Origin of the sequence: Dyadobacter pollutisoli, assembly GCF_026625565.1 — a bacterium.
GTDB classification, from domain to species: Bacteria; Bacteroidota; Bacteroidia; order Cytophagales; family Spirosomataceae; genus Dyadobacter; species Dyadobacter pollutisoli.
In genome coordinates this window covers 2,355,364-2,378,285 of sequence record NZ_CP112998.1, presented here as the reverse complement: position 1 = coordinate 2,378,285, position 22,922 = coordinate 2,355,364, and the positions used below count along the sequence as shown (strand labels likewise).

At 44.5% G+C, this 22,922-nt stretch carries 14 protein-coding genes; 11 read left to right on the top strand and 3 right to left on the bottom strand.

The window, feature by feature from the left end:
- The 7 genes from ON006_RS09785 to ON006_RS09755 all read left to right on the top strand — a co-directional run bounded on the left by ON006_RS09785 (position 1) and on the right by ON006_RS09755 (position 12,664).
- Entirely contained in the window at positions 1 to 1,428 is a 1,428-nt protein-coding gene (locus ON006_RS09785; protein WP_244824308.1) for a DUF1501 domain-containing protein, read from the top strand.
- Between the two features lie 484 nt (positions 1,429 to 1,912).
- Positions 1,913 to 5,146, top strand: coding sequence for a SusC/RagA family TonB-linked outer membrane protein (locus tag ON006_RS09780; protein WP_244824307.1), 3,234 nt, complete (start codon positions 1,913 to 1,915; stop codon positions 5,144 to 5,146).
- Positions 5,147 to 5,187: 41 nt separating this feature from the next.
- The gene (locus ON006_RS09775; RefSeq protein WP_244824306.1) at positions 5,188 to 6,696 is read left to right on the top strand and encodes a RagB/SusD family nutrient uptake outer membrane protein; all 1,509 of its coding nucleotides are present in this window, start codon (positions 5,188 to 5,190) and stop codon (positions 6,694 to 6,696) included.
- Positions 6,697 to 7,091: 395 nt separating this feature from the next.
- The gene (locus ON006_RS09770) at positions 7,092 to 9,788 is read left to right on the top strand and encodes a c-type cytochrome (RefSeq protein WP_244824305.1); all 2,697 of its coding nucleotides are present in this window, start codon (positions 7,092 to 7,094) and stop codon (positions 9,786 to 9,788) included.
- 135 nt (positions 9,789 to 9,923) lie between these two features.
- Complete coding sequence (locus tag ON006_RS09765) at positions 9,924 to 10,832, top strand: ThuA domain-containing protein (RefSeq protein ID WP_244824304.1); 909 nt, start codon at positions 9,924 to 9,926, stop codon at positions 10,830 to 10,832.
- Positions 10,833 to 10,874: 42 nt separating this feature from the next.
- Positions 10,875 to 11,771: a hydroxypyruvate isomerase family protein gene (locus ON006_RS09760; protein ID WP_244824303.1), complete on the top strand. Its 897-nt coding sequence runs from the start codon at positions 10,875 to 10,877 to the stop codon at positions 11,769 to 11,771.
- 23 nt (positions 11,772 to 11,794) lie between these two features.
- The gene (locus ON006_RS09755) at positions 11,795 to 12,664 is read left to right on the top strand and encodes a hydroxypyruvate isomerase family protein (protein ID WP_244824302.1); all 870 of its coding nucleotides are present in this window, start codon (positions 11,795 to 11,797) and stop codon (positions 12,662 to 12,664) included.
- On the opposite strand, the gene ON006_RS09750 is transcribed toward ON006_RS09755, so the two are convergent.
- A complete protein-coding gene (locus ON006_RS09750; protein ID WP_244824301.1) occupies positions 12,661 to 13,536 on the bottom strand; it encodes a DKNYY domain-containing protein in 876 nt (291 codons plus the stop codon). The two genes, ON006_RS09755 and ON006_RS09750, sit on opposite strands and share 4 nt — an antisense overlap.
- A gap of 369 nt (positions 13,537 to 13,905) precedes the next feature.
- On the opposite strand from ON006_RS09750, the gene ON006_RS09745 reads away from it, so the two are divergent.
- Positions 13,906 to 15,255 (top strand): hypothetical protein, encoded by a 1,350-nt coding sequence (locus tag ON006_RS09745; RefSeq protein WP_244824300.1) that lies wholly within the window; start codon positions 13,906 to 13,908, stop codon positions 15,253 to 15,255.
- 32 nt (positions 15,256 to 15,287) lie between these two features.
- Here the strand turns inward: ON006_RS09745 and ON006_RS09740 are convergent, their stop codons facing one another.
- Together ON006_RS09740 and gyrA are read right to left on the bottom strand one after the other, a co-directional pair.
- Entirely contained in the window at positions 15,288 to 16,748 is a 1,461-nt protein-coding gene (locus ON006_RS09740) for a tetratricopeptide repeat protein (RefSeq protein ID WP_244824299.1), read from the bottom strand.
- 73 nt (positions 16,749 to 16,821) lie between these two features.
- Complete coding sequence (gyrA, locus tag ON006_RS09735) at positions 16,822 to 19,458, bottom strand: DNA gyrase subunit A (RefSeq protein WP_244824298.1); 2,637 nt, start codon at positions 19,456 to 19,458, stop codon at positions 16,822 to 16,824.
- A 278-nt stretch (positions 19,459 to 19,736) separates the two neighbouring features.
- Between gyrA and ON006_RS09730 the strand changes: the two genes are divergently transcribed.
- The 3 genes from ON006_RS09730 to ON006_RS09720 all read left to right on the top strand — a co-directional run bounded on the left by ON006_RS09730 (position 19,737) and on the right by ON006_RS09720 (position 22,903).
- Positions 19,737 to 21,041: a GntT/GntP/DsdX family permease gene (locus ON006_RS09730; protein WP_244824297.1), complete on the top strand. Its 1,305-nt coding sequence runs from the start codon at positions 19,737 to 19,739 to the stop codon at positions 21,039 to 21,041.
- 188 nt (positions 21,042 to 21,229) lie between these two features.
- Complete coding sequence (locus tag ON006_RS09725; RefSeq protein WP_244824296.1) at positions 21,230 to 21,706, top strand: RidA family protein; 477 nt, start codon at positions 21,230 to 21,232, stop codon at positions 21,704 to 21,706.
- Positions 21,707 to 21,790: 84 nt separating this feature from the next.
- Complete coding sequence (locus tag ON006_RS09720; RefSeq protein WP_244824295.1) at positions 21,791 to 22,903, top strand: D-TA family PLP-dependent enzyme; 1,113 nt, start codon at positions 21,791 to 21,793, stop codon at positions 22,901 to 22,903.
- Positions 22,904 to 22,922: the final 19 nt, after the last annotated feature.

Here is a 22,922-nt window from a genome sequence, read left to right as displayed (position 1 = left end):
ATGAGACCCCAATGGAATAGGAGAGAGTTTTTGCAACACGCGAGCGCCGCTACGATGGCAGCACTCGCCGCAGGAGCTCCGTTATCAAGTCTGCTTTCATCCTGTAAAGGGAAATCCGGCGCGAACTCTTCGGCGGATACCGTCATACTATTATGGATGGCAGGTGGTATGGCGCATACCGAAACCTTTGACCCAAAGCTCTACACTCCCTTCGAAAAAGACATGGAAGGCAACCGGGTTTTGAGTACTTTCAAGTCACTACCGACGGCGCTGGACGGCATTCATTTTTCCGACGGACTGCAATCTATTGGTAAGGTAATGGACAAGGGAACACTGATCCGTTCTTACGTCGCCGCCGATATGGGGCACATTCTGCATTCGCGTCACCAGTACCATTGGCATACCTGTTATGAGCCACCGCAAACAGTTGCGGCCCCGCACATCGGCTCATGGATAGCCAAAGAACTTGGCCCTAAAAATCCGGTAATTCCTGCTTTCATCGACATTGGTCAGCGGTTCACGGTGGGTGAAGCGGAAGAATTAAAGGCTTTTCATACTGCCGGGTTCCTCGGCAATGAGTTCGGTCCTTTCTTTATCCCAGACCCAAGCCAGGGACTAGAAAGTGTTCGTCCACCGGTGGGAATGGATGCCAAAAGATTCGAAAGGAGAAACCAGCTTTACAATGAACTGATCAACAATAGCCCGGTTGGTGAGTTTGGCAGCGACTATCAGCGCGAGTCACTGAAACGCTCTATGGAACAGGCATACGCATTGCTTAATTCACCTGAATCCAAGGCATTTGACCTCAATACAGAGCCTAAGGAAAGCTACGACATTTACAATACCGGCAAGTTTGGACTTGGCTGTCTGCTCGCGCGCAGGCTGACCGAACAAGGAGCCCGGTTTATCAGCGTCACGACCGAATATGAGCCATTCAAAGGCTGGGACACCCATGAAAATGGCCATACCCGACTGGAAGAGATGAAAAAGCAAATTGACGGCCCGATCGCTCAATTGATCAAAGATCTGGATCAAAAAGGCTTGCTAGACCGTACAATGGTCGTTTTGGCAAGTGAATTCAGCCGGGATATGATGGTAGAAGGACGGCCAGACGCAAAGGTGAAGGAGCAGGTGAGCCAGCCAGACATTCTTTCCGATCTGAAATTCTACGGAATGCACCGCCATTTTACGGACGGCTGTTCGATGCTGATGTTTGGTGGCGGGATTAAAAAGGGCTTCGTATATGGCAAGACAGCGGACGAGCGTCCGTGCAAGACCATTGAAAAGCCTGTCAAAATTGACGGCATCCATCAAACTATTTACCACGCATTGGGAATTGCCCCCGATACGCAATACGAAATAGAAAAGCGTCCATTCTACACAACACCGGACGGAAAAGGGCAGGCTGTGATGGAGCTGCTGACATAACTAATACCATTTTTACAGCTCAAAGCACCCGGTAACGATCCCGGGTGCTTTTTTTATGGGTTATGTCCTAAAAAGTCATGCAAATTAAATATTAGTTAAAACCAGACAGAGCAGGACAGTCAGTTCTCTCATTCCTTCTACTATTGCATAAATATTACTATAAGAATGAAAATTTGTTCTTTACGGACATCCTATTCATTTTATTCTTAAAGTATTTCAATCCTCATCAACGGTAGTTACCAGATCTTTTCGGCACCCTTTGACACGAACGGATTTCTCTGTAAAAACCACAATTAGATTTAAACAACAATTATTAAAACTTTTTAAACAAGCCAGATACCGGCTATTCCTAACCCCCTGATCAAGTATTCACCTAAAACCGGAACTATGGAACATAAAGCCAACTGACGCTAATCTTTCTCAGGCTATCCTGACAGGATTCAAAGAGAACCTCTGCTAAATTCTAAAACTAAAACTTAATCTTATGAATCAATTTCGACAATTTCCCTATTGTGCCCGATTGAATTCCATGATCAAACTCTCGGTAAGCCAGGTGCTGATCGGAGCCGCATGCGGATTCAGTGCGATGGCCAATAATCATTTGGCCCTTAATCCCATTGCGGAAAAAAATCATTCAATAGACCGTTCTATCAAAGGAAAGGTTTCTGACGAAGCAGGTGAAAAAATACCTGGTGTAAGCATTGTTTTAAAAGGAACAACTACCGGTACCGTTACCGACGCTGAAGGAGTTTATTCCATTAATGTTCCTGACCAGGGAGGAACCTTGATTTTCTCATCTGTTGGCTTTCTTACACAGGAAATACCACTTGGTAGTGCTACAACCATAGACGTCAAGTTGTTAACTGACGCCAAAGCCCTTTCCGAAGTGGTAGTAGTAGGCTACGGCAGCCAGCTGAAAAAAGAAATAACGGGTGCTGTACAAACGGTTAGCGCCGCTGAGATAAAAGATGTACCGGTTTCTCAAATTACACAAAAATTACAGGGCCGACTTGCAGGTGTACAGATCAACCAGACTACCGGTAAGCCGGGACAGGGGATGACCGTCCGTATACGTGGACAGTTATCTGTTACAGCGGGTAGTGATCCATTATACGTGGTTGATGGTTTCCCGATAACGGGAACGATCGGTGCAATAAACCCTGATGAAATCGAGGAAATTACTGTTCTTAAAGACGCATCATCGACTTCACTTTATGGTTCGCGTGCTGCTAACGGAGTTGTACTTATCACCACCAAGCATGGAAAAACGGGGGAGACAAGTGTTAGCTTCAACGCATTTTACGGAACTCAGAAGGTTCCGATGCACGGACGCGTCAAAATGCTTAACGCAACTGAGTTCGCGCAATTCAAAAAAGAATATTACGAAGACCAGAATCAGCCGGTACCAGCGGAATTCCAGAATCCATCGTCATACGACGGGAAAAATAACGACTGGTATGATGCTGTGCTGAGAAGAGCTCCGCTACAAAGCTACAACCTGAGCATTACTTCCAACAAAGAGAACGTGCGCACCTCACTGGTTGCCGGTATCTTTAACCAGGACGGAGTCGTATTGAATAACAAGTATAAACGTTATTCGCTCCGGATGAACTCCGAATACTCGGTGGGCAAAAAAATCAAAATCGGGTTCAATATTGCTCCGCAGTATGTTTTCGACAACACGCCAAGAACCGACGGTGACCGTGGTACTGGTATACTTTTCAATGCGCTGCATACCTGGCCGGTGATGCCTATCCGCGATGCAAATGGTGAACTAACCAAGTTTAACACATTCCCATCCAGTACAGGTAACATTTTCAACTACCCCAACTGGATAAGAGCTGCCAATGAACTGGTCAATGAGACGAAAAGCACCAAATTGCTTGGAAACGGGTACATTCAATACCAACCTGTTAGAGGGCTGACATTGAAATCGACGATCAATATTGAAATGGAGAGTAACAAATTCTTCTTCTTCAATCCATCCACAGCGACCAGCTCTATCAACGTGCCCATTCCGACAACAGCAGTTTCGATCCGCCAAAATGTTCAGAATTTCTCATGGCTGAATGAAAACCTTGCCACTTATGTGCACAGCTTTGGTGACCACAATTTTGAATTACTGGGAGGTTTTACGCAACAGCGCTTCCGTCAGACTTTTGATCGTCTGACCGCAAACACCTATGCCGACGACAGGCTTCCGACCGTACAGGGTGCATTGAACATTGACCGCGCCGGTAACTTCAACGTAAATGGTGTCTCGGGTTCGAATACATTTAATGGGATTAACGAATGGGCATTGACTTCATATCTGTCCCGCTTGTCTTACAACTACAAAGGTAAATATCTGTTAACAGCAGCGGTTCGTGCGGACGGATCTTCCCGTTTCGGTTCTGACAACCGGTGGGGTACATTCCCATCCGTATCGGCCGGCTGGGTACTTTCCGATGAAGAATTGCTGAAAAGCGTGCCTAAAATTTCATTTGCTAAATTACGAGCGAGCTACGGTGTGATTGGAAATAACAATATTGGTAACTACACCCAATATGCGCTCGTTAACAATACAACCAACGCAGTTTTTGGGAACACCGTTGCGACTGGTGCAGTGGTGACTTCGCTGGCCAACAGTAACCTTGGTTGGGAAACAACAAAACAATTTGATCTTGGTTTGGATCTGGGTCTTTTTAATGATCGGATCCAGTTTGTGTATGATTTTTACACCAAGAACACCACTAACTTGTTGTATGCCGTGCAAATTCCACAGGAGGCTGGTTTCACTAACTTCAATGATAACATTGGTGAGATTAAATTCTGGGGACATGAATTTTCGCTTACCACCCGTAACCTGGAAGGCAAACTGAAATGGACAACCAACGCCAACGTTTCGGTCAACAGAAACAAGGTTCTTGAACTGGCTCCCGGTATCGACCGTGTATATGGATCTTTCCACATCACCCAAGTTGGCCAGCCATTTGGTCAGTTCTATGGCTTGATCAAGGAAGGTTATTACACCAGCGCTGAAGATCTTAAAAACTCCCCGGTGATTCCAGGTCGCTCGGCCATTGGCACCATCAAATTAAAAGACGTTAACGGCGATGGTGTTATTACAAACGGAGGTGACAAAGATGACCGGACTATCATTGGCAGTCCATTCCCTAAATTCACATACGGATTGACAAACAATTTGAGCTATGGAAACTGGGATTTCTCAATCTCCGGATCAGGCTCTTACGGCAATCAGCTTTGGGTACGTCACATATATAGTACTGCCAACCTTGATGGTGTATTTAATATGGTTGCTGGTGTGAAAGACCGGTTCCGTGTTCAAAATTCATTAGTTGACGGAAAACAGGTTGCGACGACGGTGATTAGCCAGGGAAGCGGAAAATATGGAGCGACAAACAACGGTGGTAACTTTACCGGTATCGAACGTGACTGGAACAGTACCCAATTCCTGGCCGATGCTTCATTCTTCACGATCAAGAACATTACTTTGGGTTACAGTATTGGTAAGGTGAACAAATTCTTCAAATCTGCCCGTCTCTACGCATCTGCTCAGCAGGTATACGTATTTACAAAATATTGGGGCGGACCTAACCCGGAAACCAGCGCACAAGGTGACGGACAGGGTGATGGTGGTAACCTGAGCCAGGGTGTTGACTTTTCAAGCTATCCGGTTCCACGTACCTGGACCGTAGGTGTTAACCTGAACTTTTAAAGTCGGACCGTAATCAAACTCATTCTTAATTTCAATTAGATATGAACAAAAAATATATAGCAACCTGCCTTTTAGCATTGGCGATGAGTGGTTGTAACGATGAATTTCTAACCGTTATACCTGAGACCGCACTCAGCTCAGCTACGTTTTTCGTAAAAGAGGCTGACTTTCAGCAAGCGGTAAATGGGGCGTATGAACCTTTACGCCAAATGTTCAATGAGCGCGCATGGGTGTTGGAGGAAATGCATTCCGACAATACCTATTATGCACGTAATACACTTTACGGCGCGGTAGATCCAACAGAAAACGTAGCCGATTTCGCCGTTCCAACCGCTAGTGGAATCACTGCAAATGACAACGTTTTGGTTCAATATCGCCTTAATTACCGGATTATTGCCCGAACGAATCAAATCCTCGCGTCGATTGACGACGTCGATTTCGCTGCTGCATCTAAAAACAATTTGAAAGGACAGGCGCTATTCCTGCGGGCTTTTGCATACTTTGATTTGGTGCGATTATTCGGAAAAGTTCCCCTCCACTTACAACCCGTTACGGGACGTGAGGATGCTGCGTTACCATTGGCAAGCACTGAGGAACTTTACGCGCAGGTCGAGAAAGACGCCAAAGAGGCAAGTACGCTATTGTTGAACAAAGCAAAACAAGAGGCAGGCCGCGCAACTTCCGGTGCAGCTAAGACACTTTTGGCCAATCTCTACATTACACAGAAAAAATGGGCCCTGGCAGAACCTTTGTTGAAAGATGTGATCACAAACGATGGATATATCCTGATGCCGGATTATGCCAATGCGTTCTCGACTACCACTGGAAATAAGAACAATGCGGAGTCCGTTTTTGAGATCCAGTATATGGAAGGTTCGGCCGGGTATAATGGTAATCAAATTTATCGTTTCATTCCGTCTCCAATATCTGCGGCTGAGATCGCACCGATTACTGGTACTTCAAATCCTCAACCAACTTCTCAGGAAAGCAACAACATTCCAACTCCTGATTTGATCGCGGCTTACGAAACAGGTGATAAGCGGAAAGATATTTCTATCGGTATGGTTACATTGAGCGGAAGCCTGGCAGAAAATAAGGTGTACCCTTACATCAAAAAATATGCAAAAACCCACTCATTGCATAACAATACCGGCATGAACTGGCCCGTATATCGCTACGCAGAAGTGTTGCTTTTAATGGCTGAATCGCTTAATGAGCAGGGCAAACCAGCAGAAGCAGCTACTTACATCGACCAAGTGCGCGCCCGCGCCGGGCTGGCAGCTACCACTGCCACCACGCAGGCCACTATGCGGGAAGCTATTTTCAAAGAAAGAAGAGTGGAGCTGGCATTCGAAAACAAACGCTGGTTCGATTTGACCCGGACGGGCCGTGTGAAGGAAATTATTGGCGCTTATGGTGCAAAAGTGAAAGCCAATCCAGCCCTTTATTATTTCCCGAAAGGCGCTGCGCCTCCTCCAAATGCGTTCACAGTACTGGATGACTATTATGGACTTCCAGCCGTTGAATCAGCATTGACGCCGCATTTCTAACTTTGAATGAGTGAATTTTGAATGAGTGAATGAGTGAATGTTGACCTAAGGTTCAATGATTCAATCGTTCACTCATTTTTCGTTTTATCACTCATTCACTCATTCACTCATTCACTCATTCACTCATTAACTCATTAACTCATTAACTCATTCACTCATTCACTCATTAACTCATTAACTCATTCATCAAAACCCCGACACAACAGGATAGTCTCGTCGCTCAATACTTCTAATATTGTACTAATCAGATTATTTGAAGTTTTAGTTAGTTTTATTTAAGATATCAGTAACAAAAATGCGCCCCGAACTTTACTCAATGAAAAGGCGGTCTGAATGAATACATTGTGTGTCAATCAATTTTATCATTAATAATTACTTAAACTCTGAGCTGTAAAATGTACACAAAAAAACAATGGTTAAAACTTCCAATGACGCTCGCGGTGCTTCTGGCTGTGGGCGTTTTCTGCGGAGTGATGCTAAGTAACCGAACTGCCAAACACCGTCCTCCCGGCTCAAAGGTTGACAAACTAAAATTACCCGAAGGTTTCAAGGCTGAACATTTATATAGTCCTTCCGAAGAAATGAATGGTTCATGGGTCTCCATGGCATTCGACAACAAAGGCCGGATGATCACTTCCGATCAGTATGGGTTTCTCTATCGGTTGGAGCTGCCTCCAATTGGTTCAACCGCTGCTCCCAAAGTTGAAAAGCTGATCGTAGGCAATAAGGCCGATACTGCCAAAGTGAATATGGGTGCCGCGCAGGGATTGCTTTACGCATTCAACAGCCTGTATGTGGTAGTTAATAACCGATCCACTGAAAAAATCCCTAATGGTAGCGGCGTTTACCGCTTACAGGATACCGACAATGATGATCAATTTGACAAAGTGACTTTGTTGAAGGCTACAAAAGGGGAGGGGGAGCACGGCCCGCATAGCATTATCCTATCGCCTGATAAGAAATCCCTTTTTGTCGTAGCCGGTAACCATACCGACCTGCCTCAAATGGATTCATACCGCCTGACACCTAACTGGAAAGACGACAATCTTTTCCCGTTGATCAAGGATCCACGCGGACATGCCAACGACAGAATGGCCCCGGGTGGCTGGATCGTTGAAACGGATCCCGAAGGCAAAAAGTGGGAGCTGATCACCGCTGGTTTCAGAAACCCATACGACATTGCATTCAATGAAGCTGGCGATCTTTTCACTTATGATTCGGACATGGAATGGGATTTTGGCCAGCCATGGTATCGCCCAACCAGGGTTTGCCACGCAACCAGCGGGGGGGAATTTGGATGGCGGACAGGATCGGGCAAATGGCACCCATCATTTCCTGACAATCTACCTGCGTTGCAGAACATTGGCCAAGGTTCACCAACCAACCTGATCTACCTCAAAGATGCCCGTTTCCCCGAGAAATATAAAAATACGTTGCTTGCCTTCGATTGGAGTTTTGGGATTATGCATGCATTGCACCTGAAACCAAACGGGTCAACTTATTCAGCGGACCATGAAGAGTTTATTTCCGGCTCTCCATTGCCCCTGACTGACGGACAGATTGGTCCCGACGGCGCGCTTTACTTCCTGACAGGTGGTCGCCGCCTTGAATCTGATCTTTATCGTGTATATCACAAAGACTATGAAAAAATCGCAGCTGGTTCAAATGTGGTTAAACCTGTAATCACGCCAGAACACAAACTGCGTACCGAACTGGAAAGTTTTCATGCCAAAAAGGATCCGAAAGCTGTTGATGCTGCCTGGCCAAATCTGAAACATCCGGACCGTTTTGTACGTTATGCTGCTCGAATCGCAGTTGAACACCAGCCGGTTGACCAATGGAAATCCAAAGTGTTGGCTGAAAAAGATCCACAAACGCTGATCTATGGAGCGTTAGCGCTAGCCCGTCAGGGAGATGCCAGTGTCAAAAATGATCTTTATAAAGCATTGATCAAGATCGACTACGCGAAGTTAACAGATGCAAAAAAAGCAGATCTCCTCCGAACTTTCGAAGTTGCATTTTTCCGCTTCGGACAGCCCGACGCCGCTACTAAGACTGCCGTAGTGAGCTACCTTAACCCAAACTATCCTTCGAAATCACCGGAAATCAATCGTTTGTATAGTAAACTGCTTGTATTCCTTGAAGTTCCGAAAACAGCTGAAAGAACACTGGCGTTGCTGAAATCAGAGAAATTCGTCGACAAGGACAACATCCCTGCAACAGCTTCTTCTGACCTGATCCTCAGAAACCCTCAATACGGTTTGGATATTGCCGGGTTGCTTGCCAAGCTTCCACCTGCTCAGCAGACTTTTTATGCGATGGTACTGAGCGGTGACAAAACAGACTGGACACCGGCTTTACGCGACGAGTATTTCAAGTGGTTTAATACTGCTTTCAGTTTTAAAGGTGGTAGGAGTTACATCGGATTTATCGACAAAGCTCGTCAACGGGCCCTGACACATGTGCCGAAAGACAAATTCAACTACTACAATGATTTGTCCGGTGCCAAGCTGCTAACAGCCAGCGGAAATGACATTGCAAACGTTTATGCTCCGAAAGGACCAGGACGTGGGTGGAAAGTTGAAGATGCTGTCAAACTTGTTCAGGACAGTTTGAAGAACCGGGACTTTGAAAGAGGAAAACTTATCTTCTCGGCGATTATCTGTGACAAATGCCATACCATTCAAGGCGAAGGCGCAGATGTTGGACCGGAATTGACTCAATTAGGAACTCGTTTCAGCGCGAAAGATATGCTGGAAGCCATTATTGTACCTAATAAAGCTGTTTCGGATCAGTACGCTTCAACGATCTATACAATGAAAGACGGCCAGTCCGTATTAGGTCGCCAAATGAATGAAGATGCGAATTTCTATTACATCGCTCAGAATCCTTTTGACTCAAAAACAATCCGCAAAATCAGCAAAAAGGAAGTGACATCAAGCAAAATATCGCCTGTATCAATTATGCTGCCAGGGCTGATCAATAGTTTGAACCCGGACGAGCTGAGAGATCTTGTAGCATATTTAATGTCAGGTGGTAACAAAAACAACCCGATTTATACCGAATCTGCGGCTCCAAAAGGAGGAAAATAGATCGCTTTATTTTTGAGTAGATTATAATTTATTAAGCTTAATATAGTGGTGCTGCGTGTTGATCGGCTGCTTTTACGGCAAATCCGGTCCGGTGGCATCACTACTTTTTTTAACAGTTTCGAAAAATTTTATCGAATGAAAGTACTGCGTATATTGTCTCGGATTTCTGTGTTTTGCTTCGCAGCCTTACTGACGTTTGGACTTACAGGAATGCGGCCAATTCCCAAGAAAATTTATAAAGTACTGATCATCGACGGCCAGAATAACCATCGGAATATGACAGAAGGCTCTGCAACGATGAAGGGTTACCTCGAAGAAACCAAGCTTTTTGCAGTAGACATTGTCACTACTCCAAAAAAAGGTGAAAATATGGAAAGTTTTAAACCTGATTTCAACCAATATGATGTAGTGCTATCCAATTACAATGGTAATCCCTGGTCAAAGGAAACCAATGACGCATTTGAAAAATTCGTGAAAAACGGGGGCGGACTGGTCGTAGTCCACGCTGCCGACAACTCTTTCCCAAAATGGGAAGCCTATAACAAAATGATCGGAATCGGCGGATGGGAGGGACGAAATGAAAAATCGGGCCCATATTTGTATTTTGATGATTCAAAAGGAAAAATAGTTAAAGACACAACGGTCGGAATTGGGGGAAGCCATGGTAACCAACATGAATTTATTGTAAAAACCAGAGATGCAAGTCATCCCATCATGAAAGGACTACCCGCAGAGTGGCTGCATCAAAAAGATGAACTTTATGATCGCCTGAGGGGTCCTGCAGAGAATGTAACTGTCCTTGCTACGGCTTACAGCCCGGTTGAGCAGAGAGGTTCCGGCAGAAATGAGCCCATGCTGATGACACTGCAATACGGCAAAGGCAAGATTTTCCATACCACACTAGGTCACGAAAATTACTCGCAAAAGTGCATTGGTTTCATCACTACATTGCAGCGGGGAACGGAGTGGGTAGCAAGCGGGAAAGTAAAACAGGCCGTTCCGACCAACTTCCCAACGGCTGCAAAGGGCAGCGCAAGACCATAAGGCTTTATTTATAAAATGCTTATAATCAGTAATTAACAGACAATGAACAAGATTTCAAGCAGACGTTCAATTCTCAAAAAGGTAGTGGCCGGTACCGGTATACTCACCTTGCCAATATCGCTTTCAGAAGCATTTGCCGCTTCTGAAAAAGCACTGGGCCCCAAGCTTAATGGCAAGATCAATCACTCTGTATGCAAGTGGTGCTACGGTAAGATACCGCTGGATACATTTGCACAGGATTGCAAGAAAATAGGACTGACATCCATCGAATTACTTGGCCCGGAAGAATGGCCGGTTATTAAAAAATACGGCCTGACTTGTGCATTGCCATGGGGAGAAGGCCTGACGCGGAGCATTGACAAAGGATTCAACGACCCCGCCAATCACGACGAACTCGTAAAAGGCTTCGAAGATGTGATTCCCAAAGTACAAGCGGCTGGCTACGACAAGATCATTTGTTTTTCAGGAAACCGTCGCGGAATGTCCGACGCTGATGGCATGAGAAATTGCGCAGTTGGTCTAAAAAGGTTGATTCCAATCGCTGAGAAGCATAATGTGACGCTGGTGATGGAGCTGCTGAACAGCAAGGTTAACCACCGTGACTATATGTGCGACCGGACAGAGTGGGGGGCTGCGCTTTGCGAAATGGTCGGTTCCGAAAAATTCAAGTTGCTTTACGACATCTACCATATGCAGATTCAGGAAGGTGACGTAATCGCGACCATTAAAAAATATCACAAGTACATTGCGCATTACCACACTGGCGGCGTACCGGGAAGAAACGAAATTGACGAAACGCAGGAATTGTATTATCCTTCGATCATGAAAGCGATCGTGGATACCGGCTACAAGGGCTTCGTTGGCCAGGAATTTATTCCGAGCCGAAAAGATGACATTGCGTCATTGAAACAAGGAGTTACCATTTGCGATATAGCCTGACACTTTTTATCCCTTACTCAATCATGTCCAACAGACGTACCGCATTAAAAAATATAGCTGCCAGTACAGCCGGCATGCTGTCGATAACCGAAGTTTTCGCCGCTACTGAAAAAGCACTTGGCCCAAAACTAAAAGGAAAGATCAACCACTCTGTGTGCAAATGGTGCTACAACAGCATTCCGCTGGAAACTTTTGCGCAAAAATGTAAAAACATAGGAATTACCTCCATTGAGCTCCTCGGACCTAATGACTGGCCGATTCTCAAAAAGTATGGATTGACTTGCGCGCTACCCAATGGTGCCGGCATGGGAATCGAGAAAGGATTTAATGATCCTGCTAATCACGACGAGCTCGTGAAAAGCTATGAGGACATTTTTCCAAAATTAAAGGACGCTGGGTACACAACGGTCATTTGCTTTTCAGGAAATCGTCGCGGAATGTCCGACATTGATGGAATGCGAAATGCAGCGATCGGTCTGCGCAGACTGATGCCGTCCGCGGAAAAGTACGGCGTTACCATGATTATGGAATTGCTCAACAGCAAAGTCAATCATAAAGATTACATGTGCGACCACACATCCTGGGGCGCTGGCCTTTGCGAAATGGTTGGGTCAGAAAACTTCAAATTGCTTTATGACATTTACCACATGTCGATCATGGAAGGTGATGTGATTGCGACGATCAAAAAGTATCACAAGTACATTGCCCATTATCACACCGGTGGTGTGCCGGGAAGAAATGAAATTGATGAAGGTCAGGAATTATATTACCCGGCCATTATGAAGGCAATCGCTGATACTGGTTTCAAAGGATTTGTGGCTCAGGAGTTTATACCAAAAAGAGAACCGCTTGCTTCGCTGAAACAATGTGTTGGGATCTGTGATATTGCCTAGTCTTCGAACACGATTTTTTCATTAGTACAATATTTGCAACGCTTACCATTTGGAAATGTAGTCGGGTCCGTATTTGGAATCACGACATCCCAATGGTAAGCTTGCTTTTTGTCATAACTGCAATGCGATCCTTCACTCAGAATCACGAATGTAGTGGGGTCGGAGTCGGGGAGTGGCTTACCCCGCCAATATACCTGTCGTGAATCGGAGGTGTAGAAGGCACTCAAAACTTTGAAACTGGCTGGATCTGCAAACTCAACTTCTTGTAATTGAGCACTTTCCATCAGGTATACTTTCGATTTATCCAATGAATAACCGTGATCCAGCACTTGGAAACTTCCGGCATCCGCATTGGGAATCCGGGTGTAATTCACGAGGATACCGGACGCGTCTTTGTAATATGACAATCCTCCTGATTTACCAATCAATTTAAATGAAGCAGGATCATCTGATATAATCTTGTCAGCCCAATAAACATGCTTCCGATCTTTCTGAACATCTTCGTCTATAAACTCAAAATGATCCGGATCGTCGGAAATGGTTTGATTCAAATAAAATACATGATACTGGTCACGGGAGAAATATCTTCTTAGTCTGACAAAAGAAGATGCATTTGCTTCGGCGACTATCTTTCCTTCAAAATAAACTTTGTGTTTATCCTTTGCATAAGCACTCTCAGGGAAACCTTGCTCGTCCAGACTTTCGAAAGATTTTGGATCCGCACCGTTCAGCTCCTTGGCTGGGCCGCTATTAAGCCCTCCGAAATAATAAACCTTATCATCGGCGATATGGTATCCAGTTTTGGAAAGCATTCCGGGTTTCCCGTCCGAACATGAAAATAAAAAATTAAAAACGGCAGAAAGTAAACCCATTGTTAATGTGTGTTGGACAATTGTCTTTATCAAACTCATTTTCAGCATCTTGATATTTATACAATGATAGCAGCTTTGACTCATCATCTGCAAATCTGTTGATTAAACGGGGGTAAAATGGTCGAATCTTCATTTTTAAGCGGTATTTTAGATGAATTTCAAAAAGGAAGGCTCAATGCAATTGCGCCAAAACCAATGCTAAAACTACTGAAACGCAATATATTACGACCAAAATCGTCCATTTTTAAGCGTCTTAGATTTAAACATATACACAATCCTTACCTTGGGTACAGTATATCCAAATCTAAGAGCGATCATATTCTAGCCTAATCCAGGAAATCAATATATGTTTGTTGTATAATTTATATTATGTTAAATAGATATTCTAACACCACGCGATCGGTCATCATTACCATATTTACCTTTCTGGTTGTTACCCTATCACGTTTGTACTATGTCGGGCACTTTGCAGTACCCTTACCTTACTGGGATCAATGGGATGCTGAAGGAGATTTCCTTTTACGGCCGTGGATTCAGGGAACATTGAAATTGAGAGATCTATGGCAACCTCATAATGAACATCGGATATTTCCAACCCGTGTATTGTCCTTAATAATTTTTGAGGTCACCGGCGCCTGGAACAATCTGACAGAAGCTCGGTTCAATATTTTACTAGCTGCCGCGATCCCGGCACTTCTGGTTTGGATACTATGCCGACGTGGAGAACTTTTTGGGATCAGACTTTTGCTACTGGTTGTAGTCATTGCTCAATTCGCTTTGCCCTTTTCATTTGAGAACCTGCTCATTGGATTTCAAAGTCAGTTTTACTTTCTAATTCTGTTTACATTAACCTCATTATGCCTGGCCACCTTTCGACCATTTCATTTATCAACGATTTTACTGGTCCTGCTACTATCGGTGCTGAGCGTACTGACAATGGCTTCGGGTCTTCTGACTTCCCTGGCTGCTGCCTGTGTATATCTTCTGAACTGGTTTTCGAACTCTCAAAAACTAACTGCTAAAACATTGATTATTAGTATATTACTAGTGTCAATTACAATTGGCGGTTATCTTATTCTTCCTCAAATCGCTGCAAATCAAGTATATCGTGCAAGAAATTTGTCCGACTTGATGAGCGCTGCCGGCTACATTCTCAGCTGGCCCATTGTCGGTACCTCTCTTCCTGCTATTGTGTTTTGGTTGCCGGCATGTATTGTCATTCCAATGTTGATGTTCCGTAAAAAACTAACTCATATCGATATTCTCATGGCCGGTTGTTTTCTCTGGTCTCTCTCCCAGGGTTTGGCCATTGCATACGGTCGCGGCCAGGAACTGACGGAAGTCGCATCGCGCTACACCGAGTTGTTCAGTTTAGGACTTATTGGCAATGCATGGTTTGTAATACGACTTTTTGAAATATTAAGTAACCGATGGTTTCAAATTACATTGCCCATTTATTTCAGTGTTTTCCTTTATGGACACATTACACATTACAGTTCGGATATGCACGACATTCGAAGGAATTACAGATTGTCTCTCATGCAAACTGCTAATGTTTCCATGTATCTGCAAACTAAAGATAAATCCTTTTTACAAAAGCCAAAATGGCAAACCCCCTATCCTGATCCCATCCGGCTGCAACATCTTCTGGACGACCCTACCCTTCTCAAAATTCTGCCAACGCTGACATCCGATAATAAAAAAACGGCGTCAGAATGAACTGACGCCGTTTTTTTAACTAATTCTTACGACTATTGCTCGTCAACACAAGCTACCCCTTTGCCTGCAAACTGCTCTAAAACGCCGTTTACAGTTGTCAGGTTTTCCTTAGCTTCTGCTTCGTCTTTTGCCTGGATTGCTTTTTCGAAATATGGCTTAGCTTTTTTGAATTTACCGCAAACACGGCCTTCAACTTCTTTACCACGTTGCTGATACTCAGTCATGTTCATGTTGTCAACTTCGCCTTTCAACTGAACAGCCTCATTGAAGTAGAAGACACCAAGGTTATACAGTGCATCGTAGTTAGCAGCGTCAATTTCCAACACTTTTTTGTAGTTAGCGATTGCTTGTTTGGCAGCCTCAGCTTGTTTTACTTTCAACTCAGCCAATTCTTTTTCAAGCGCTGCTACGTCATTGCCTTTTGCAGCATCCTGAGCAGCTTTTACATCTGCCTCCATTGTTGCAATAGCCGCCAATGCCTCTTTTTTCTTGCCAGTTACATCGGTTAATTGACGTTTCAAGTCTGCATTTTTCGGTTGCTTCTTGATTAATGCACCGATACGCTTTAACTCACCGTCATAAACGCTAATATTCTCCTTTTCACTTTCCAGTTTTTTAGCCATGTTAGCGGCTTTGTTACCTCCTGAACCAAGCTTGTTTTGGATCTCCTTGATCTTCTGCGTAGCTTTTGTGCTGGTGTTATCATAAAGAATAGCCAGGTTCACAATGTTCTGCGCATTGGTAGGATCGCTCTTAGTCAAAGCAGTCAGCTCATTGATAGCCTGGTCTTCCTTACCGGAAGCCAACAAGATGTTAACGATTTCTGCTTTAAGATCCTTGTTATTAGGAGATTGAACCAATCCTTTATTCAAAGTTTCGATCGCTTTGTCAAAATTGTTCTCTGCACGATAAAGCTGTGCAAGACCGTAGAATACGCTAGGATCTTTACCCCCGTTCGCTGCATATTTTTCAAATTGCTCTTTCGCAATATCCTTTTTATCAAGCTGTTGAGCAGCGATACCGCCGTACAGGGAAGCCAACGTATCTTTTTTGTTAATTTCCTGTGCACCGATGAACATTTCCAGAGCACCATTCAGGTTTTTCGCCTGATATTTTTCAGCACCTTGCTTTACAAATGCATTGAACAATTGCGTTCCTTCTCCGCCATTGATTACATTTTGTGCTTCTTTGGCAGATTTCCCCGGCTCGCCTTTCTTGGTGATATCGAGTTCCACAACCTTTTTGTAAGCTTCCAAAGCTGTTTTCGCTGCACTTGAATCTACTTCTGATCCTTGTAGAGCAATGTTTTCATAAAGTTTGGCCCTTTCCAGCCAAAAAGCAGCCTTTGCACTACTCTTGGCATCGGTTGCATCCTTATCACTTTTTTCTTTATCCTTACGATATTGATCTACCATTGCCTTGTTAACAGCATCCTGCGAAAACGCAGCCAGGCTGAAAAGGCTAAGTGCAGAAACAAAAAACAGTTTTTTCATAAATATTAAACTTTGGTTGTGATTGATTGTTCGTTCGCTAAATATAAATCAATTAATATTATTTTTACAAAAATCATGCCTCTGACTCGTCAGAAGGATCATTTTCGTCTTCTTCGTCGTCCTCAGTCACATCGTCATCTTCTTCATCCAGCTCATCCGAAGTAAGGATTTCTACGTCTCCCGCTCCTTCGCCTTCAATGACTGCAGTTGGTCGCACGATCACATTTCCATCTTCGTCCAGTTCTTCTACTTTCTCTTCGTCAGGATCTTTCAGGATTCGGGTAACCGAAGTGATTTCGTCAGAATTGTTCAATTTGATCAGCTTGACACCTTGCGTATTACGGCCAGCCAGACGAATGTCAAGGACACTCATTCTGATAGCGATACCATTTCTGGTGATAATCATCAAATCGTCTTGCTCTGTAACCTCGCGGATTGCAACCAGCTTGCCTACCTTGTCCGTAGCATTCATGGTAGAAACACCCTTACCGCCACGATTAGTGATACGGTAACTATCTATATCAGAACGTTTTCCAAAACCGTTTTCAGAAACTACCAATAGCTGAGCGTCTTCTCTGTTGATACAAACCATTCCAATCACCTTGTTCTCAGGATCGTTGAGGTTGATACCTCTTACACCCGCAGCCGTTCTCCCCATCGGCCGAACCCCTTTTTCATTGAACCTCACTGCACGGCCCGCACTGGAAGCGATAACAATATCGTTGTCTCCATTGGTCAGCGCTACATTCAGCAGTCGGTCACCTTCATTAATGGAAATCGCGATGATACCATTGGTACGTGGGCGAGAGTATGCTTCCAGCAAAGTCTTTTTAATTGTGCCCTGTTGCGTACACATAATGAGGTAATTATTGTTGATATAATCCTCATCTGACAACGTCCTAACGTTGATCACTGAACGAATCGAATCACCATTCTCCAAGCTGATCAGATTTTGTATCGGACGCCCTTTCGAAGTTTTACTTCCCTCAGGTACTTCATATACCTTCATCCAGAACAGCTTGCCATATTCTGTGAAGATCAACAGATAGTTGAGCATCGTCGCAGAGAACAAATGCTCAGTGAAATCGGTATCCTTCGTTTTTACGCCACGGGAACCTACCCCACCCCTGGTCTGGGTACGATATTCCGACAAAGGTGTTCTTTTGATATATCCTTCGTTTGAAATGGTAATCAACATTTCATCATCCGGAATCATATCCTCATCGCTAAACTCTTCGGCTGCAAATTCTATTTTAGTTCTGCGCTCGTCGCCATAGCGTTCCTTGATTTCGCCAAGTTCAGTCTTAATGATCTCAAACTTGCGGTATTCGTTGGCAAGTATGTCTTTCAAGTCCGCGATCAAAATCATGATCTCTTCATATTCCTTGACGATTTTATCTCTTTCAAGACCTGTCAACCTTTGCAAACGCATTTCAAGGATAGCCTTGGCCTGGATCTCACTGAGTGAGAATTGCTCCATCAAACCACTTCTGGCAGTATCCGGGTCGCGTGAGCTACGGATCAGGGAAATCACTGCGTCCAGATTATCCAGGGCAATGATCAAACCTTCGAGAATGTGAGCGCGTTTCTCCGCCTCTCTCAGTTCGTACTCAGTACGTCTTGTAATCACTACGATCCTGTGATCAACGTAATGTTTGATCAGGTCTTTCAGGTTTAGTGTTACCGGACGCCCTTTCACCAAAGCCACATTGTTCACACCGAAAGATGATTGCAGCGGCGTGTATTTGAACAAATGGTTTAGTACAATATTAGGAATAGCGTCCTTTTTAAGATCGAACACAATCCGCATTCCGTCTCTATCCGATTCATCGCGGATGTCGGAAATCCCGTCTAATTTTTTGTCGTTGATAAGACCGGCGATGCGTTCAATCATCGCTGCCTTGTTGGTCATATAAGGAATTTCCGTGATAATGATCTGCTCACGGCCAGTCTTGGAAACTTCAAAATTCGCTTTTGAACGCATGATAATGCTACCACGACCGGTTTCAAAAGCTGAACGAACACCTTGATAACCATATATAATACCTCCTGTTGGAAAATCAGGTGCTTTTACGTGCTCCATCAGTTCCGGAATAGTAATATCTGAATTGTCAATATAAGCCAACACACCGTCGATTACTTCCGACAAGTTATGAGGCGCCATATTGGTGGCCATACCCACCGCGATACCGGACGAACCGTTCACGAGCAAGTTTGGGAATTTGGCTGGGAGCACCGAAGGCTCGGATAATGAATCATCGAAGTTCGGCTGAAAATCAACGGTATCCTTGCCCAGGTCATTCAATAATTCGTCGGCAATTCTTTTAAGTCTTGCCTCCGTATACCGCATCGCCGCCGGGTTGTCACCGTCAACAGATCCGAAGTTACCCTGGCCGTCGACCAGCGGATAGCGCAGCGACCAAGGCTGGGCCATGCGCACCATTGTGTTGTACACCGAAGCATCACCATGCGGGTGATACTTACCTAAAACCTCCCCTACTATACGAGCCGATTTTTTATGCGAGCGATTGTAATTAACGCCCAAATCCGACATCCCGTAAAGAACCCGCCTGTGTACCGGTTTCAAACCATCGCGAACGTCGGGTAAAGCGCGGGAAATAATAACTGACATCGAGTAATCGATGTATGCTCCACGCATTTCATCCTCAATATTAATGGGGATAATGTTTTCACCAGAAGATTCTGCCATAAAGAATTAGAAAAGAATCGAAAAATTAGTGAGAGATTGAATTTATTCAACTACTCAATGAATTAATACAATATTGTAAGTTCCAAAAAGTCAAATTTCGCTATTTTAAAGCATTCTAACAAACTATCTTTTATGCTATTTCTGCGGCCGGTTTGTATGTCAGTGATCTCCCGACTTTTACCCGAAATACCATCAGATTAAAACTTAATTCATATCTATCATTAAATTTCCCTTTCTTCCATCTTATAAAGCAAAGCTTACTTTTCACCACTTCCATTATGCCCTTATTACTGACCTTTATCGCTATTCTAACGCTTATTTTACTGATTGCTTGGTTAAAAATTGATACATTCATTTCATTTCTGCTGGTCTCGATCGGGCTCGGTCTGGCAAGCGGCCTGGACGTCGAAACCATAAGTAAGGCGATACAAAAGGGTGTCGGAGGAACACTGGGCGATCTGGTTTTAATCGTAGGCTTTGGTGCAATGCTTGGAAAAATGGTCGCCGATAGCGGGGCCGCCCAGCGAATCACGGATGCATTAATTGGTCTCTTCGGTCAAAAATATATTCAATGGGGAATGGCGCTGGCCGGTTTTGTCATTGGTATACCTCTCTTTTACAATGCAGGCTTTGTAATAGTAATCCCTTTGATCTTCATGATCAGCGCTACGGCCAGGCTCCCACTCTTATATATAGGCATACCTATGTTATCAGCGCTGTCGGTTGCACACGGGTACCTCCCCCCCCACCCTTCGCCCGCAGCTATTGCGAGCCAGCTGCATGCGGATCTGGGAAGAACACTTTTTTATGGTATGATGGTTTCGATTCCGGCCATAGCAGTTGCAGGGCCGCTTTTTGGAAGTACACTCAAAAGGTTTCAACCCAAACCCGACCCGGATCTTTTTAATGTAAAACCAAGACCTGCCTCTGAACTTCCCGGTTTGGGAATAAGCGTCGTGACAGCATTGCTACCTGTTTTTCTTTTAACAACCATGTCTGGTGTCAAGCGCCTTTATCCCGACAACAAAGTAATCGGTTTGCTCGCAGAACCCTACTTTGGAATGCTGGTTTCCGTGCTTTTTGCGGCCTACACATTAGGAATGATGCGTGGAATGGAAATGAAAAAGATCAGTAAATCCATGGAAGAAGCTTTCAAAGGCGTTTCGGTGATCCTGCTGATCATCGCCGGAGCCGGCGTTTTTAAAGAAGTCATGACAGCGAGTGGCGTGAGTACCTATATAGCGGACAACCTCAAAGACATTAACATTTCACCTTTGCTACTCAGCTGGGGAATCGCAGCAGTAATTCGGGTTTGTGTAGGTTCCGCTACGGTGGCCGGTCTTACTACGGTTGGAATCTTGTCACCGCTTTTGGTCAACTCTGCAGTTCCCTCGGAGCTGCTTGTACTGGCCATTGGATCAGGCAGTCTGATGTTTTCTCACCTCAATGACGGTGGTTTCTGGCTTTTCAAAGAATACTTCAATCTGAGCATTAAAGACACACTTCTTACCTGGTCAGTGATGGAAACAATTGTCTCTATCATGGGATTACTGGGGGTTTTAGTGCTAAATTTGTTCGTATAACCAATTTTGAATGAGTGAATGACTAATGACTAATGAGTGAATGACTGAATGACTGAATGATTGAATGATTAGATAAGTTAATTTATTCGCTAATTCACTCATTCGCTAATTCACTCATTCACTCATTCACTCATTCGCTAATTCACTCATTCGCTAATTCGCATCAAATCGTTACTCATTAATTTATCATGGAGCAAACACCTGAATCAAACTTCGCTCAACTTGGGCTTAACCTGCCTCCCGCCCCTAAACCATTGGGCGTCTATAAACCATTACTAATCGTTGACAAACGTTGGGTATATGTATCGGGTCACGGAACCGTGCAGGACGACGGAACGCTGATCAAAGGCAGGATTGGAAAAGACATGGACGCTGATCAGGGCAAACTTGCTGCTCGTCAGGTGGGACTAACTATATTATCAACATTGAAAGCGAACCTGGGTAGCCTGAACCGTATCAAGAGAGTGATCAAAGTGCTGGGAATGGTAAACTGTACACCCGATTTCGAAAAACATCCATTCATTATCAATGGTTGCAGCGAGTTATTTGCCAAAATCTGGGGCGAAGAAAACGGTATCGGCGTACGCAGCGCAGTAGGTATGGGCTCTTTGCCGGACAATATTCCGGTTGAGATTGAGGTGATGTTTGAATTGGAAGAGAAATAATGACTGAATTAGCGAATGAGTGAATGAGTGAATATTTTGCTTCATTCACTCATTCACTCATTCACTAATTCAAAATTGAAACAAATGGCCTGGTTCCAACTCACAAATCCGCAAGAAGTGATTTCGCCCTCATTGCTTTTCTATAAAGAGCGTATTGAGCACAATATCCGTAGCATGATCAGCATTGCCGGAGATGCAAATCGTTTGGTACCCCACATTAAGACTCATAAATGCAGCGAAATTGTTAAGATTCAGCTGGAACAGGGTATTAATAAATTTAAATGTGCCACGATCGCCGAAGCAGAAATGCTGGCCGACGCAGGCGCCAAATGGATCCTGATTGCGTACCAACTGGTGGGGCCCAATATCTCACGGCTGTTTCAATTGCGTGCTAAGTATCCCGACATCACTTTCTCGTCGTTGATCGACAATGAAAAGTCGGCGAATGATTTGAACGAGGCGTCGGTAGCACATGATTTTACGTCGACGTTTTTCATAGATGTAAACAATGGTATGAACCGTTCGGGAAGTCCGACAGACGGATCTATACTAGCTCTGTACCGCTATGTTACCGGCTTGTCGAACATTTCATTTAGTGGAGTCCACGCCTATGACGGCCACATTAGAAACCCCGAATTTTCCGAAAGAAAACTGGCGACCGATGAAGCCTATGACAAAGTGCTACCGCTATTGGACCTGATCAAAAACGATGGAGCCAGCGAGCCGATGATCATTGCAGGCGGATCTCCTTCATTTACGGTGCATGCATTGCGGCCGGAAGTTTTTCTCAGTCCCGGAACCAATGTACTTTGGGATTGGGGTTACGGCGACCGGTTTGACGGGCAACCATTTCAACACGCAGCGCTTATCCTTACCCGTGTGGTTTCAAAACCTACGGCTGGTATTGTCACCATCGACCTGGGCCACAAAGCCATTGCAGCCGAAAACCCTGTTGAAAACCGGTTTAAACTCCTGAACCTCAGCGGCTATACAGTTCTAAGTCAGAGCGAGGAACATGGTGTATTGCAGGTTAGCGCCGAAGCGTGGGAATCTGTGCAGATCGGCGATGTGTTTTATGCGCTTCCATATCACATTTGCCCATCAGTAGCATTGCATGACTATGCCAGCATCATTGAAAATGGCGACGTTGTCAATGAATGGAAAATCACTGCCCGCACCCGCAGACTGACTATTTAGTACTCATTTAAAAATATTC